Below are 15867 nucleotides of genomic sequence, written 5' to 3'. Positions count from 1 at the left end.
TGCGCGCGGCCCGCCGGCCCGAGGCCGAACTGGTCGCCGCGGCGCGGGGCTGGGCGCTGGCGCTGTTCGTCGTGCCGGCCGCGCTGGCCGGCGCGGCCGTGCTGGCGGGCCAGCCCGCGCCATGGCTGACCGTGACGCTGATCGCCGGGCTGCTGGCGTTCGGGGCGATCTTCGCGGTGAACTCGTCGCTGCACTCCTACCTGATCCTGGCTTTCACGCAGGAGGCGCGCGTGACGATGGACGTGGGCTTCTACTACATGGCCAACGCGGGCGGGCGCCTGCTCGGCACCGTCCTGTCGGGGGCGACCTACCAGCTGGGCGGGCTGCCGCTGTGCCTGGGCACCGCGGCCGCGCTGGTGCTGCTCAGTGCCGCCGGCGCCGGGCGGCTGCGCCCCGCGGCCGCGCACGCCGCCCCCGCGGAATAGCCTGCGGCGCGGCTTCCGCGCTTGCCCTCGGCCGCCGCGCCGCCTAACACCGGGGCCATGCGATTGATGTTTCTCGGAGACGTGGTCGGCCGTGCCGGCCGCCGCGCGGTGGCCGAGGCGCTGCCGCGCCTGCGCGCCGACTGGCGCCTCGATTTCGTCGTGGTCAACGGCGAGAACGCCACCGGCGGGATGGGGCTGAGCGGCGATCACGCCAGGCTGCTGCTGGATGCCGGCGCCGATTGCGTGACGCTGGGCGATCATGCCTTCGACCAGAAGGACATGCTGCAGTTCATCGAGGGCGAACCGCGCGTGCTGTGCCCGGCCAACTACGCCAAGGCTGCGCCGGGGCGCGGGCACCGCGTGTTCTCGGACGCGCGCGGGCGCAGGGTGCTGGTCGCGCAGGCGCTGGGGCAGGTCTTCATGAAACGTCCCTTCTCCGACCCGTTCTCGGCCATGGACGGCGTGCTGCGCACGCACCCCCTTGGCGGGGCGGTGCAGGCGTCGATCGTCGAGATGCACTGCGAGGCCACGAGCGAGAAGATGGGCATGGGCCACTTCTGCGACGGCCGGGCGAGCCTTGTCGTGGGCACGCACACCCATGTGCCGACCGCCGACTCGCAGATCCTGCCCGGCGGCACGGGCTACCTGACCGATGCGGGCATGTGCGGCGACTACGACAGCGTGATCGGCATGGACAAGGCCGAGCCGCTGCGCCGCTTCGTCACCGGCATGGGCAAGGCCCGGTTCACCCCCGCGATGGGCGAGGTGACGCTGTCGGGCGTGGTTGTGGACACCGACGACCGCACCGGGCGGGCGACCGCGATCCGCATGATCCGCCAGGGCGGGCGGCTGGAACAGGCCGCGCCCTGATGCCGCCGGCGGCGCTGATGGCCGTTCTTCTGCTGATCGGGGCGGGCTGGGGGCTGACCACGCCGCTGGCCAAGATCGTCACCGGCGCCGGACACGCCCATTTCGGCATGATCACCTGGCAGGTGGCGGTCACCGCGCTGGTGCTGGGTGCGCTGACGCGGGCGCGCGGCAAGCACCTGCCGTGGGGCCGTGGTGCGCTGGCGCTTTACCTTGTGATCGGGCTGACGGGCGCGGTGATCCCCAATTCGGCCTCGTACGCCGCGACCGCGCGTCTGCCGGCGGGCGTGGTCACGATCCTGATCTCGACCGTGCCGATGTTCGCCTTTCCCATGGCGCTGGCGCTTGGCATCGACCGGTTCCGCGCGCTGCGGCTGCTGGGGCTGGCCTGCGGACTGGCCGGCGTGATCGTGATCGTCGGCCCCGAGGCCGGCCTGCCGGATCCGGGCATGGCCGCCGTCATCCCGCTGGCGCTGGTCGCGCCCTTTTTCTATGCCGTGGAGGGCAACGTGGTGGCGCGCTGGGGCACGCGCGGGCTGGACCCCGTCCAGGTACTGACCGGTGCCTCCGTCGTCGGGCTTGCGCTGGCGCTGCCGCTCGCGCTGGCAACGGGGCAGTGGATCAGCCCGCTGGGGCAGTGGGACGGCGCGAAGGCCGCGCTGCTGGGGCTGTCCGTGATCCACGCGGTCGTTTACGCCGGCTATGTCTGGCTGGTGGGGCAGGCCGGGTCGGTGTTCGCGGCGCAGGGCGCCTACCTGGTCACCGCCTTCGGCGTGATCTGGTCGATCACCCTGCTGGGCGAGCGGTATTCGCCGTTCGTCTGGGCGGCGATGGCGCTGATGCTGGCGGGCATCTTCCTCGTGCAGCCACGGCGGCGCAATGGGCTTGCCCCGGACGGCGTGATCGGGAACAGTCCGCGGGAACCGGGCTAGGGCAGGCGGGCCGATGCAGTTTCTAGACTTGTCCCAGACGACCGAGGCGGTGGCCACGCTGCTTGTCGTGGGCGCGATGTTCGCGCTGTTCGTGCGCGAGGTCTACCCCACCGAGGTGGTGGCGATCGCGGGCGCGGCGGTGCTGCTGGCGCTGGGGGTGCTGCCCTACGACGCCGCGCTCGACATGTTGTCCAACCCGGCGCCGTGGACCATCGCGGCGCTGTTCATCATAATGGGCGCGCTGGTGCGCACCGGCGCGCTGGACATGTTCACGACGATGGCCGACCGGCACGCGCAGGTGCGCCCCAAGCTTGCCATCGCCATGCTGATGACCCTGGTCGTGCTGGGCTCGGCCTTCATGAACAACACGCCGATGGTGGTCGTCATGATCCCGGTCTTCGTGCAGCTGGCGCGCACGCTGGGCCTGACGGCGTCAAGGTTGCTGATCCCGCTGAGCTATGCCGCGATCCTCGGCGGGACGCTGACGCTGATCGGCACCTCGACCAACCTGCTGGTCGACGGGGTCGCGCGCACGCACGGGCTGGACCCATTCACGATCTTCGAGATCACGCCCCTGGCCGTGGCGCTCGTGATCTGGGGGGCGCTGTACCTGCGGTTCATCAGCCCGCTGCTGCTGCCCGACCGCGAGAGCATGGCCGACATGCTGTCGGACCGCTCGCGCATGAAGTTCTTCACCGAGGCCGTGATCCCGCCCGAATCCAACCTGATCGGCCGCGAGGTCACGGGGGTGCAGCTGTTCAAGCGCGAGGGCGTGCGCCTGGTCGACGTGATCCGGGGCGACACCTCGCTGCGGCGCAATCTCGAAGGGGTGACGCTGCAGGTGGGCGACCGCGTGGTGCTGCGCACACAGATGACCGAGCTTCTCAGCCTGCAGCGCAACAAGAGCCTCAAGCGCGTGGACCAGGTGTCGGCGGTGGAGACGACCACCGTGGAGGCGCTGATCACCCCCGGCTGCCGGATGGTGGGGCGCTCGCTCGGGGCTTTGCGGCTGCGGCGGCGCTACGGCGTCTATCCGCTGGCCGTCCACAGGCGCAACCAGAACATCGGCCGGCAGCTCGACGACCTGGTGGTCAAGGTGGGCGACACGCTGCTGCTGGAGGGGGCGCCGGAGGACATCAAGCGCCTGGCCCGCGAGATGGAGCTGGTGGACGTCTCCCATCCCTCGGCGCGCGCCTTCCGCCGGGGGCACGCGCCGCTTGCCATCGCCGCGCTGGGGGGCATCGTGACCCTGGCCGCGCTGGGGGTGGCGCCCATCCTGGCGCTTGCCGTGATCGCGGTGGCCGTGGTGCTGCTGTCGCGCTGCATCGACGCCGACGAGGCGTTTTCCTTCATCGAGGGGCGGTTGCTGGCGCTGATCTTCGCCATGCTGGCCGTGGGCGCGGCACTGGAAGCTTCCGGTGCCGTCGACCTGATCGTCGGCGCCGTCGCGCCGTTGCTTTCCGTCTTGCCCGGTGCCCTTGTCGTCTGGGCGGTCTACCTGCTGACCAGCGTGCTGACCGAGCTGGTCAGCAACAACGCGGTCGCCGTGGTGGTCACGCCCATTGCCATCGGGCTGGCCGATGCGATGGGAATCGATGCGCGGCCGCTGGTGGTGGCGGTGATGGTGGCCGCCAGCGCCAGCTTCGCGACGCCCATCGGCTACCAGACCAACACGCTGGTCTACGGCCCGGGTGGCTACAAGTTCACCGATTTCATGCGGGTGGGCATCCCGCTCAACCTGACGGTGGGGATGCTGGCCAGCGCACTCATCCCGTTCATCTGGCCGCTCTGAGCGGCCGGGGTCATGGCCGGGGCGGGGGGCGCTGCCCCCTCGGCCTTCGGCCTCACCCCCGGAGTATTTCGGGCAAGATGAAGGCGCGGGCGACACGGTGGCGGGAAGGTCCGGTCACAGCGGCCAGGCCACGAGGATCGCGGGCACCGAGACGGCCACGACGAGCACCTCCAGCGGCAGCCCCATGCGCCAGTAGTCCCCGAAGCGGTAGCCGCCGGGTCCGAGGATCAGCGTGTTGTTCTTGTGTCCGATCGGCGTGAGGAAGGCCGAGGAGGCGGCGACCGCCACGGCCATCAGGAACGGGTCGGGCGAGACCTGCAGCGTGCGGGCCATCTCGATGGCCACCGGCGCGGCAACGATGCTGGTGGCGGTGTTGTTGAGCACGTCCGACAGCGTCATCGTGACCGCCATCAGCAGCGCGAGCACCGCCCAGACCGGCAGGTTGCCCGCCAGCGCCGTCAGCTGCGTCGCCAGAAGCTGCGTGCCGCCGCTGTCCTCGAGGGCGGTGCCCAGCGGGATGAGCGAGCCCAGCAGCACGACCACCGGCCACTCGATCTTCTCGTAGAGGTCGCCCGCGGGCACGATCCCCGCAAGGACATAGGCGACCACCACGCAACCCAGACCGACGGGCAGGGCGACCAGCCCGGCGGTCGCCGCGCCGACGGCCGCGGCGAAAAGGCCGATGGCCAGCCAGGCCTTGTCCTGCCTGGTGATGACCAGTCCGCGTTCGGCCAGCGGCAGGCATCCCAGCCAGTCGGCGACCTGCTCGGTCGCGTCGGCAGGGGTCATAAGCAGCAGGATGTCACCCGGCTGGACCGTGGCACGGCGCAGGTGTTCGGTGATCCGCCGGCCCTGGCGCGAGATGCCGACGATGACGCTGCGCTGGCGCCAGTGCAGGCCGACCGCCTGCGCCGACTTGCCGGCGATGCGCGCGTCGCGGGGCACGACGACCTCGGTCAGGGCGAGCCCGCCGGCCTCCTGCTCGACGACCTCCTTGCGGTCCGCGTCGGTGTAGGTGAAGCCGTGCATCGAGCGGAACTCCTCCAGCGCGTCGGGCCGGGCCTCCAGCACGAGGATGTCATCGGCCTCGATCCGGGCCGTCTTCGAGCTGCCGTAACGCCGCTGCCCGCGCCGCACCAGCCCGAGGATGGTGACATCCGACGACGCCGCGTCGGGATACAGGTCGCCGAGCTGCCGGCCGATTGCCGTGTTGTCCCCGGGCACCGAAAGCTCCGCGATGAAGGCCGAGGTTTCGCGCAGGCGTTCGGGCGCGTCGCGCTCGGTCGCGTGTTTCGGGAGCAGGCGCCAGCCCACCAGGGTGACGAAGGCCACGCCGGCGAGCGCGGCGACGCCGCCGACGGGGGCATAGTCGAACATCTCGAACGAGGCGCCCAGTTCCTCTTCCCTGATGGAGGCGATGATGATGTTGGGTGGCGTGCCGATCAGCGTGAACATGCCGCCCAGGATGGTGGCGAACGACAGCGGCATGAGCGTCAGGGCCGGCGACCGGCCGGCCTTGCGGGCCGTGTGCACGTCCACCGGCATCAGCAGCGCCAGCGCGGCGACGTTGTTGATGAACCCCGACAGGACCGCGCCAACGCCGCCCATCATGGCGATGTGGCCCTGGAGACTGCGCCCGCTGCGGATGGTGACGCGGGTCAGCATCTGGACGGCCCCGGCGCGGACCAGCCCGGCCGACACCACCAGGACCAGCGCCACGATGATCGTTGCGTGATGGCCGAAACCGGCGAAGGCCTCCTCGGCGGGAACGACGCCCAGCAGCACGCCCAGCAGCAACGCCGAGAAGGCCACGAGGTCATAGCGGATGCGCCCCCAGATCAGCGCCGCGAAAAGCACGGTGAACAGGGCGAACAGGATCATCTGGTCGGTGGTCATCGGCAACCTCGCCTTTCGATGCGCGCGACGCGCATGTGATGCGAAATCCCGAGGCATGGCAACCGGCTTGCAGCTTGCCCCGGCCGTGCCCTATATCAGGCGCGACACGAGGAACACCCCCGCCGCGAGGGCAAACGGAGGCACGACATGGCCGGCCATTCCAAATGGGCAAACATCCAGCACCGCAAGGGGCGGCAGGACGCCGCGCGCTCCAAGCTCTTCTCCAAGCTGTCCAAGGAGATCACGGTCGCCGCCAAGCTCGGCGACCCGGACCCGGACAAGAACCCGCGGCTGCGCATGGCCATCAAGGAGGCGAAGAAGGAGTCGGTCCCGAAGGACGTGATCGAGCGCGCCGTCAAGAAGAGCCAGGCGGGCGACAGCGAGGACTACGAGGAGATCCGGTACGAGGGGTACGGGCCCGGCGGGGTCGCGGTGATCGTCGAGGCCATGACCGACAACCGCAACCGCACGGCGTCCACCGTGCGTTCCACCTTTTCCAAGAACGGCGGCAACATGGGCGAGACGGGCAGCGTCGGCTTCATGTTCGAACGCAAGGGCGAGGTCGTCTATCCCGCCGACGTGGGTGATTCCGAGACGGTGATGATGGCCGCGATCGAGGCAGGCGCCGAGGACGTGGAATCGGGTGAGGACGGCCATTTCATCTGGTGCGCCGATACCGACCTGAACGACGTGTCCACAGCGCTGGAAAAGGAGCTGGGCGAATCCGACTCCACCCGGCTGGTCTGGAAACCCACCACGACAACCGAGCTCGACCTCGAGGGCATGCAGAAGCTGATGAAGCTGGTCGAGGCGCTGGAGGACGACGACGACGTGCAGCGCGTCACCACCAACTTCGAGGCCTCCGACGAGGTCATGGCGCAGCTTTGAGTTAAAAAGTCCACGTTTTCAACGGGAAGCCGGATCACTCTCAACGTCTGCCGCAAGTTTCGGGGACGTATGATCGTGCGCGGTGCCTAGTGGACAGCAATTGCACGATCATGCCTTGGAGGCCGTCATTTTCCACTGGCATGACCCGCCGGCTTTCAGATTCAGGCGGTGGTCGCCGTTTCCCCACCGAGGCCGGCCGCGTTGCCATCCGATGCCGCGATGCAGACTTCCGTACCCCATGACCGGCAGCGTTGCGCCAGGGCCTCGGGCAGGGGAAGGTCGGTGAAAAGCCGGTTTACATCCCGCAGCGAGGCGATCCGAACGGGCGCGCCGCGCGTGAACTTGGAGTGATCGGCCACGAGGCAGGTTTCCCGCGCCCGCTGCAGGATCGTCTGGTTGACCGCGACCTCCTGGATATCGAAATCCAGCAGGTCGCCGTCGACGTCCAGCGCCGAGCAGCCGATCACCGCGTGGTCGAACTTGAAGTTCTCCAGCGTGCGGATCGTCAGGTTTCCGACCAGCCCGTTGTCGGCGCGTCGCAGGTTGCCGCCGGCGACGACGATCTCGCAGTCGGGGTTGGCCAGCATGATCTTGGCCACGTTCATGTTGTTGGTCACCACCATCAGGTTGCGGTGGCCCAGGAGCGCCCGCGCGACCGCCTCGGTGCTGGTGCCGATGTCGAGAAAGATCGAGGCATTGTCCGGGATCGCTGCTGCGCAGGCGCGGGCGATCGCGGCCTTGCTGTCCTCGTTGAGGTGGCGGCGTTCCTCGTAGAGGATGTTGGAAACCCCCGACGGCAGGATCGCGCCGCCATGAACGCGCTCCAGCTTGCCGGCGTTGGCCAGCTCGGTCAGATCGCGCCGGATCGTCTGGACCGTCACGTTGAAGCGCTCGGCGAGATCCTCGACCGTGACCTTGCCCTCCTGGCGCGCGATCTCGAGGATGTCGGGTTTGCGGAAACTCTGGGACACCTGTGCGTTTCCTTTCGGTGTGCCGACCTTTCGGGCTCTCGGTTTTCGTTTGTAACACCGGATTTTTCGCCGCGCGAGAATTTTGGTCGAAATCCGGCGATGTGCCGCCATGAAACGGGTGTGGTCGGGTGATCGATGCGGTTTCGGCGCTGAAAAGAGCAAAAACGAAAATTCGTTATTGACTGTAATGCCGCGAATGTGGTTCGTTTTACGCCGAAGCCAGAGGGAGGGGGACGTGCCGTCAGGAGGAGACAGCAGCCCGGTCGATCTGTTCGTGATCGGCGGCGGGATCAACGGTTGCGGTATCGCACGCGATGCAGCCGGCCGTGGCCTGACCGTCGAGCTGGCAGAGCGGTCGGACCTTGCGGCTGCGACCTCCTCGGCCTCGACCAAGCTGTTCCACGGCGGGCTGCGGTATCTCGAATACTTCGAGTTCCGCCTCGTGCGTGAGGCACTGATCGAGCGCGAGACCCTGCTGCGGGCCATGCCGCACATCAGCTGGCCGATGCGTTTCGTGCTGCCCTATCACCGCGACATGCGGTTCGAGGCGGACACGCCCACCTCGAAGCTGCTCAACACCGTCATGCCCTGGATGAAGGGGCGGCGCCCGGCGTGGCTGATCCGGCTGGGGCTGTTCATGTATGACCACCTGGGCGGCCGCCGGATCCTGCCGGGGACGCGCAGCCTCGACCTGCGCGCCGACCCCGCCGGCGCACCGCTGAAGGACCGGTTCGAGAAAGCGTTCGAGTATTCCGACTGCTGGATCGAGGATTCGCGGCTGGTGGTGCTGAATGCCCGCGATGCCGCCGAACGAGGCGCACGCATCCGCACCCGGACCGAGGTGACCTCGGCCCACGTCGAGGGCGGGTTGTGGCACGTCGAGACACGTGACCGCGAAACCGGCGAGACGCGGATGACCCCTGCGCGGATGCTGGTCAACGCCGGCGGCCCCTGGGTCGAGAACGTGATCCGCCACACCCTGCGCATCAACTCGGCCGAAGGTGTCCGCCTCGTCCGCGGCAGCCACATCGTCACGCGCCGGCTGTTCGATCACGACAAGTGCTATTTCTTCCAGGGCACGGACGGGCGGATCATCTTCGCCATCCCCTATGAAACGGATTTCACGCTGATCGGCACCACCGACGCCGACCACGACGACGTGTCGCGCCCGCCCGAGTGCACGCCGGAAGAGGCGCAATACCTTTGCGACTTCGCCTCGGACTACTTCAAGCGGCCGGTCACGCGCGACGACATCGTCTGGACGTTTTCGGGCGTGCGACCGCTTTACGACGACGGGGCGAAATCGGCCACCGCGGCGACGCGCGATTACGTGCTGTCGATGGACGACGGCGCCGGCGCGCCGCTACTCAACGTGTTCGGCGGCAAGATCACCACCTACCGCCGGCTGGCCGAGGCCGCGCTGGCGCGCATCGATGGCGCCATCGGCGGCGCGGGGGCGGCTTGGACAGCGGGGGTGCCGTTGCCCGGCGGCGATTTCGCGGTGGATGCCGTGGACCGAATGATCGACGATCTCAGGGGGTGCTACCCGTTCCTGACGGATTTCTGGGCACGGCGGCTGGTGCGGGCCTACGGTGCCGAGGCGCGGGAGATCCTGGGCGACGCGCAAAGCGCCGAGGACCTGGGAGACGCCTTCGGCGCGACGCTTACCGCGCGCGAGATCGCCTGGCTGATCGACCGCGAATTCGTGCGCACGGCCGAGGACGTGGTCTGGCGCCGGTCGCGGCTGGGCCTGCGCATGACCGACGAGGAGATCGCCGCGCTCGACACGTGGATAGGAAAGAACCGCGACGGGGAACCTGGCCGCACGGCAGCGGCCGCCGGCGCCTGAGCGGGGGAGGAGAGAAAATGACACTGACGCTCGAGTCCGTCTCGAAGGTCGTGAAGGGGGAGGTGCACATCCATCCCACCGACCTGACGCTTGAGAAAGGCACGATGAACGTGCTGCTGGGGCCCACGCTGGCGGGAAAGACATCGCTGATGCGCCTGATGGCGGGCCTCGACGCGCCGACGCAGGGGCGCGTGCTGTGGGAGGGCGAGGACGTCACCGGCAAGCGCGTGCAGGACCGGCAGGTCGCCATGGTCTACCAGCAGTTCATCAACTACCCCTCGATGAGCGTCTACGAGAACATCGCCTCTCCGCTGCGGTTGATGCGCCGCCCGGCGGACGAAATCGACCGGCGCGTGCACGAAACAGCCGAGCTGATGCAACTGGCGCCGATGCTCGACCGCAAGCCGCTGGAACTGTCGGGCGGGCAGCAGCAGCGGTGCGCGCTGGCCCGCGCGCTGGTCAAGGATGCCGGGCTGGTGCTGCTGGACGAGCCGCTGGCCAACCTCGACTACAAGCTGCGCGAGGAACTGCGGGCCGAAATCCCGCGCATCTTCGAGGAAGCCGGCAGCATCTTCGTCTACGCCACCACCGAGCCCGAGGAGGCGCTGCTGCTGGGCGGTGCCACCGCGACGCTGTGGGAAGGGGCCGTCACCCAGTTCGGGCCGACACCCCGCGTCTACCGGGAACCGGCGGATGCCACCACGGCGCGCGTGTTCTCCGACCCGCCGATGAACTTCCTTCATGTCACCAAGCAGGACGGGCGGCTGATGTTCGGCGACGGGCAGGCGGCGCCGGCGCTGGGCCCGCTCTCGGCGCTGGCCGACGGCCCCTACCTTGCGGGGTTCCGGCCCAACCACCTGGAGCTCGACCGGCCCGCGGGTGATTGCCTCGAATTCACGGCGACGCTGTCGGTGACCGAGATCACCGGGTCGGAGACCTTCGTGCACCTCGATCACCACGGCGAACGCTGGGTCGGGCTGGTGCACGGCGTGCGCCAGCTGGCGCTGGGCAGCCGGCTGCAGGTCTACCTGGATCCGGCGCATGTCTATGTTTTCGCCGAAAGCGGTGCGCTGGTCGCGCCCGCGGCCTACGCGCAGGCGGCCTGAGGGGAGGGGCGAATGGCAAAGATCACACTGGACAACCTGGCCCATTCCTACCTGCCCGAGCCGACGGGCGAGGAGGACTATGCGCTCAAGCAGCTCGATCACGTCTGGGCCGACGGCGAGGCCTATGCGCTGCTGGGGGCGTCGGGCTGCGGAAAGTCCACGTTGCTCAACATCATCTCGGGGCTGCTGACCCCCAGCCGTGGCCGCATCCTGTTCAATGACCGCGACGTCACCGAGGCCCCCACCGCCGAGCGCAACATCGCGCAGGTGTTCCAGTTCCCGGTCGTCTACGACACCATGAGCGTGCGCGACAACCTGGCCTTCCCGCTGCGCAACCGCGGGGCCAACGCCACGTACATCCGCGAGCGGGTCCAGAAGATCGGGGCGATGATCGGGATGGAACACGAACTCGATCGGAAGGCGCGCGGGCTGACGGCGGACGCCAAGCAGAAGATCAGCCTGGGCCGCGGGATGGTGCGCGAGGACGTCAACGCGCTGTTGTTCGACGAACCGCTGACGGTCATCGATCCGCACATGAAGTGGGAGCTGCGCACCCAGCTCAAGGCGCTGCACCACGAGTTCGGGCACACCATGATCTATGTCACCCACGACCAGACCGAGGCGCTGACCTTCGCCGACAAGGTCGTGGTGATGCACGACGGCCGCGTCGTGCAGATCGGCACCCCGCAGGAGCTGTTCGAGCGCCCCGGGCACACCTTCGTCGGCTATTTCATCGGCAGCCCCGGGATGAACCTGCTGGACGCCACGGTGAAGGGCGACACGGCCCTGATCGACAACACCGAGATCCCGCTCGGGCGGGACTATGGCCGGCCGGCGGGCCACGTCCAGATCGGCGTGCGCCCGGAGTTCACGCGGCTGGCCGCTGGCAACGATGGGCTGAAGGTGAAGGTGCGCCGCGTCGAGGACGTGGGCCGCCACAAGGTCGTGCGCACGGATTTCTTCGGATCGGAGATCAACGTGATCGCGGGAGAGAGCGAAGGCGTGGACACCGCCGCCGACCGGGTGACCTTCGATCCCGCCGGCATCAACGTCTACGTCGACGACTGGCGCATCGAGGGCACGGCGGCGTGAGGCGCCGCACAGGGGAGGAAACGTGATGGAAAAGACGGTCAACCAGAAGGCATGGCTGCTGGTGCTGCCGGTGCTGGTGCTCGTGGCCTTCTCGGCCATCGTGCCGCTGATGACTGTGGTCAACTACTCGGTGCAGGACAGTTTCGGACAAAACCAGTTCTTCTGGTCCGGGCTGGTGTGGTTCGAGGACATCCTGACCTCCGAACGCATGCACGACGCACTGGGGCGGCAGGCGCTGTTCACCGGGATCATCCTGGCCATACAGGTGCCGCTGGGCATCTTCGTGGCGCTGAACATGCCGAAACAGGGGTTCTGGGCCACGTTCTGCCTGGTCACGATGTCGCTTCCGCTGCTGATCCCCTGGAACGTGGTCGGGACCATCTGGCAGATCTTCGGGCGCGTCGACATCGGCCTTCTGGGCTACACGCTCGACCAGCTGGGCATCGACTACAATTACACGCAGGATGCGCTCGACGCCTGGGTGACGCTGATCGTCATGGACGTCTGGCACTGGACCTCGCTGGTGGCCCTGCTGGCGTATGCCGGGCTCAAGTCGATCCCGGACGCCTACTACCAGGCGGCCAAGATCGACCAGGCCAGCCGCTGGAAGGTGTTCCGCTACATCGAGCTGCCAAAGATGCGCGGCGTGCTGACGATCGCGATCCTGCTGCGCTTCATGGACAGTTTCAAGATCTACACAGAACCCTTCGTCGTCACCGGCGGCGGGCCGGGCAACGCCACCACCTTCCTGTCGATCGACCTGGTGAAGATGGCGCTGGGGCAGTTTGACCTCGGCCCGGCGGCGGCGTTCTCGATCGTCTACTTCCTGGTGATCCTCGCGATCAGCTGGGTGTTCTACACGGTGATGACGAATCTCGACAAGGAGGAGGCCGGGAAATGACCGATGCGGCCGCACCCAAGGCCCGGGCCGCCGGGCTGAGCCTGCCCCGCGTTCAGAGCAGCACGGTGGTCATGGTGCTTTACCTCGTGTTCTTGATGCTGCCGATCTACTGGCTGGTGAACATGAGCCTGAAGACCAACGACGAGATCCTGAGCACCTTCTCGCTCTGGCCGCAGGACCTGACGTTCGCCAATTACGCGACCATCGTGACGGATTCCAGCTGGTACATGGGTTACGTCAACTCGATCATCTACGTCACGCTGAACACGCTGATTTCGGTCGCTGTGGCGCTGCCGGCGGCCTATGCCTTCAGCCGCTACCAGTTCCTGGGCGACAAGCACCTGTTCTTCTGGTTGCTGACGAACCGGATGGCGCCGCCGGCGGTCTTCGCGTTGCCGTTCTTCCAGCTCTATTCGTCCGTGGGCCTGTTCGACACGCACATCGCCGTGGCGCTGGCGCACACCCTGTTCAACGTGCCTTTGGCCGTCTGGATCCTCGAGGGCTTCATGCGCGGCGTGCCCAAGGAAATCGACGAAACCGCCTACATCGACGGCTACAGTTTCGGGCGGTTCTTCGTGCGCATCTTCATGCCGCTGATCGCCAGCGGGATCGGGGTCGCGGCCTTCTTCTGCTTCATGTTCAGCTGGGTGGAACTTCTGCTGTCGCGCACGCTGACAAGCGTGGAGGCCAAGCCGATCGCGGCAACGATGACGCGCACGGTCTCGGCCTCGGGTCTCGACTGGGGCGTGCTGGCGGCGGCGGGCGTTCTGACGATCCTGCCCGGCGCGCTCGTGATCTACTTCGTTCGCAACTACATCGCCAAGGGCTTCGCCCTGGGCCGTGTCTGAGGGAGGGGACAATGACATCGACCCGCAAGCTCGACCTGACGTTCCTCGGCGTCGCCGTCCTCTGGCTGGCCATCGTGGCGTGGCTGTTCATCGTCACGCCGGAGAACCGCGACGGCGGCTTCGGCTGGACGCAGCCGCTCATCGCCCAGGGCTGGATGGCCTGGACCCTGCCCACGGCGCTGTTCTTCCACTTCATCGCGGGGCTGCTGCTGTTGTTCAGCTGGCTGGGCCTGCGGTTTCCCGAAACGCCGCGCCGCGGGATCCTGGGCATCGACACGACCCGCGGCGACCGGCTTTTCATGACGCTTCTGGGCTCGGCCTTCATCAACCTGATCTGGCTGGGCTTCGGGATCGGCCCGCAGCCGTGGGCGCTGCTGGCCTGTCTCGTCTACGCCGCGACGGTGTTCCGCTGGGTGTGACGACCCCTTCACCGGCCGGTCCGGGGCGCCGGGCCGGCCATTCCGAGACGACATCGTTCAACGAAAGGGAGGATACGATGAAACACGCATACCGATCGACAACGGCGCTGGGGCTTGCCCTCGCGCTGGTGGCCGGGCCGGCCATGGCCGACATGGAGGCCGCCAAGCAGTTCCTCGACGAGGAGATCGAGCGCTCGGCGCTGAGCCGCGCCGAACAGGAAGCCGAGATGGAATGGTTCATCGAGGCGGCCGAACCCTTCGCGGGCATGGACATTACGGTGGTCTCCGAGACGATCACCACGCATGAGTACGAGTCCAAGGTCCTGGCGCCGGCGTTCAGCGCGATCACCGGCATCAACGTCACCCACGACCTTATCGGCGAGGGCGACGTGGTCGAGAAGCTGCAGACGCAGATGCAGTCGGGCCAGAACATCTATGACGCCTACATCAACGATGCCGACCTGATCGGCACGCACTGGCGTTACAAGCAGGTGCGCAACCTGACCGACTGGATGGACGGCGAAGGCGCGGATGTCACGAACCCGAACCTGAACCTCGACGATTTCATCGGCACGCAGTTCACCACCGCGCCGGACGGCAAGCTCTACCAGCTGCCTGACCAGCAGTTCGCGAACCTCTACTGGTTCCGCTACGACTGGTTCAACGATCCCGAGATCCAGGCCGATTTCAAGGAGGAATACGGCTACGACCTGGGCGTGCCGCGCAACTGGTCGGCCTACGAGGACATCGCCGAGTTCTTCACCGGCCGCGAGATCGACGGCGAGGAAGTCTTCGGCAACATGGACTACGGCAAGAAGGATCCCAGCCTCGGCTGGCGCTTCACCGACGCGTGGATGTCGATGGCCGGCATGGGCTCGAAGGGCGAACCCAACGGCCTGCCGGTCGACGAATGGGGCATCCGCGTCAACGACAAGAGCCAGCCGGTGGGCTCCTGCGTTGACCGGGGCGGTGCGACGAACGCGCCCGCGGCGGTCTATGCCATCGAGAAGTACAAGTACTGGCTGGAAAACTTCACGCCGCCCGCGGCGGCCGGCATGACCTTCTCCGAGGCCGGGCCGGTGCCGGCGCAGGGCAACATCGCCCAGCAGATGTTCTGGTACACCGCCTTCACCGCCGACATGGTCAAGGAGGGCCTGCCGGTGATGAACGAGGACGGCACGCCCAAGTGGCGCATGGCCCCCAGCCCGCACGGCGCCTACTGGGAAGAGGGCATGAAGGTCGGCTACCAGGACGTTGGCTCCTGGACGCTGATGAAGTCCACGCCGGTGGACCGCGCCAAGGCCGCGTGGCTCTATGCGCAGTTCGTGACCTCGATGACCGTGGACGTGGAAAAATCCCACGAGGGGCTGACCTTCATCCGCGACTCCACGATCAACCACGACAGCTTCACCGAGCGCGCGCCCAAGCTGGGCGGGCTGGTCGAGTTCTACCGCTCACCCGCGCGCGTGCGCTGGTCGGACACCGGCACCAACGTGCCGGATTACCCGAAGCTCGCGCAGCTGTGGTGGCAGAACATCGGCGACGCCTCCTCGGGCGCCAAGACGGCCAAGGAGGCCCTGACCTCGCTGTGCGAGGCGCAGGAGCAGGTGCTTGCCCGGCTCGAACGTGCCGGCATCCAGGGTGAGCTGGGGCCGAACCTCAACGAGGAACGCGATCCCGGGTACTGGCTCGGCCAGCCGGGCGCGCCGAAGCCCGAGCTCGACAACGAGAAACCCGAGCCCGTCACCGTCAGCTACGACGAGCTGATCAAGTCCTGGCAGGAGTGACCCTCTCGCCACCGCCGGGGCCCGCCGGGCCCCGGCCATGACCCGCGCGTTGCGGCGCGCGGGATCCGCCACGACCGGCAGGACGAAAGGCTGT

13 protein-coding genes and 1 pseudogene are annotated in these 15867 nt (G+C 67.8%); 12 read left to right on the top strand and 2 right to left on the bottom strand.

The annotated features are described in order from the left end of the window. The 4 genes and pseudogenes from CEF10_RS14520 to CEF10_RS14505 form a co-directional block, all read left to right on the top strand. A pseudogene (locus CEF10_RS14520) lies at positions 1–425 on the top strand (organoarsenical effux MFS transporter ArsJ); the annotation flags it as partial. 57 nt (positions 426–482) lie between these two features. Next, positions 483–1295: a TIGR00282 family metallophosphoesterase gene (locus CEF10_RS14515; RefSeq protein WP_101068899.1), complete on the top strand. Its 813-nt coding sequence runs from the start codon at positions 483–485 to the stop codon at positions 1293–1295. A 17-nt stretch (positions 1296–1312) separates the two neighbouring features. Beyond that, entirely contained in the window at positions 1313–2224 is a 912-nt protein-coding gene (locus CEF10_RS14510) for a DMT family transporter (RefSeq protein WP_232796526.1), read from the top strand. Between the two features lie 13 nt (positions 2225–2237). Then, positions 2238–4016 (top strand): SLC13 family permease, encoded by a 1779-nt coding sequence (locus CEF10_RS14505; protein ID WP_101068897.1) that lies wholly within the window; start codon positions 2238–2240, stop codon positions 4014–4016. Positions 4017–4130: 114 nt separating this feature from the next. Here the strand turns inward: CEF10_RS14505 and CEF10_RS14500 are convergent, their stop codons facing one another. After that, positions 4131–5912, bottom strand: coding sequence for an SLC13 family permease (locus tag CEF10_RS14500; protein ID WP_101068896.1), 1782 nt, complete (start codon positions 5910–5912; stop codon positions 4131–4133). Between the two features lie 147 nt (positions 5913–6059). Between CEF10_RS14500 and CEF10_RS14495 the strand changes: the two genes are divergently transcribed. After that, a complete protein-coding gene (locus CEF10_RS14495; RefSeq protein WP_101068895.1) occupies positions 6060–6800 on the top strand; it encodes a YebC/PmpR family DNA-binding transcriptional regulator in 741 nt (246 codons plus the stop codon). A gap of 161 nt (positions 6801–6961) precedes the next feature. On the opposite strand, the gene CEF10_RS14490 is transcribed toward CEF10_RS14495, so the two are convergent. After that, positions 6962–7771: a DeoR/GlpR family DNA-binding transcription regulator gene (locus CEF10_RS14490; protein WP_101068894.1), complete on the bottom strand. Its 810-nt coding sequence runs from the start codon at positions 7769–7771 to the stop codon at positions 6962–6964. Positions 7772–7967: 196 nt separating this feature from the next. Between CEF10_RS14490 and glpD the strand changes: the two genes are divergently transcribed. The 7 genes from glpD (at position 7968) to CEF10_RS14455 (ending at position 15773) form a co-directional block, all read left to right on the top strand. Then, positions 7968–9620 (top strand): glycerol-3-phosphate dehydrogenase, encoded by a 1653-nt coding sequence (glpD, locus tag CEF10_RS14485; protein ID WP_101068893.1) that lies wholly within the window; start codon positions 7968–7970, stop codon positions 9618–9620. Positions 9621–9637: 17 nt separating this feature from the next. Then, positions 9638–10726, top strand: coding sequence for an ABC transporter ATP-binding protein (locus tag CEF10_RS14480; protein ID WP_101068892.1), 1089 nt, complete (start codon positions 9638–9640; stop codon positions 10724–10726). Between the two features lie 12 nt (positions 10727–10738). After that, positions 10739–11818 carry an ABC transporter ATP-binding protein gene (locus CEF10_RS14475; RefSeq protein ID WP_101068891.1) on the top strand — a complete coding sequence of 360 codons (1080 nt, stop codon included), beginning with the start codon at positions 10739–10741 and terminating at the stop codon, positions 11816–11818. Between the two features lie 25 nt (positions 11819–11843). Next, positions 11844–12719, top strand: coding sequence for a carbohydrate ABC transporter permease (locus CEF10_RS14470; protein ID WP_101068890.1), 876 nt, complete (start codon positions 11844–11846; stop codon positions 12717–12719). Next, positions 12716–13567 carry a carbohydrate ABC transporter permease gene (locus CEF10_RS14465; RefSeq protein ID WP_101068889.1) on the top strand — a complete coding sequence of 284 codons (852 nt, stop codon included), beginning with the start codon at positions 12716–12718 and terminating at the stop codon, positions 13565–13567. Before CEF10_RS14470 ends, CEF10_RS14465 begins: the two co-directional genes overlap by 4 nt. Positions 13568–13578: 11 nt before the next feature. Further along, positions 13579–13986, top strand: coding sequence for a DUF2160 domain-containing protein (locus CEF10_RS14460; RefSeq protein WP_101068888.1), 408 nt, complete (start codon positions 13579–13581; stop codon positions 13984–13986). Between the two features lie 77 nt (positions 13987–14063). Next, entirely contained in the window at positions 14064–15773 is a 1710-nt protein-coding gene (locus tag CEF10_RS14455; protein WP_101068887.1) for an ABC transporter substrate-binding protein, read from the top strand. Positions 15774–15867: the final 94 nt, after the last annotated feature.

It is taken from the genome of Roseovarius salinarum, from assembly GCF_002834145.1.
GTDB classification, from domain to species: Bacteria; Pseudomonadota; Alphaproteobacteria; order Rhodobacterales; family Rhodobacteraceae; genus Roseovarius; species Roseovarius salinarum.
This window is presented reverse-complemented; position numbering and strand designations above follow the sequence as displayed.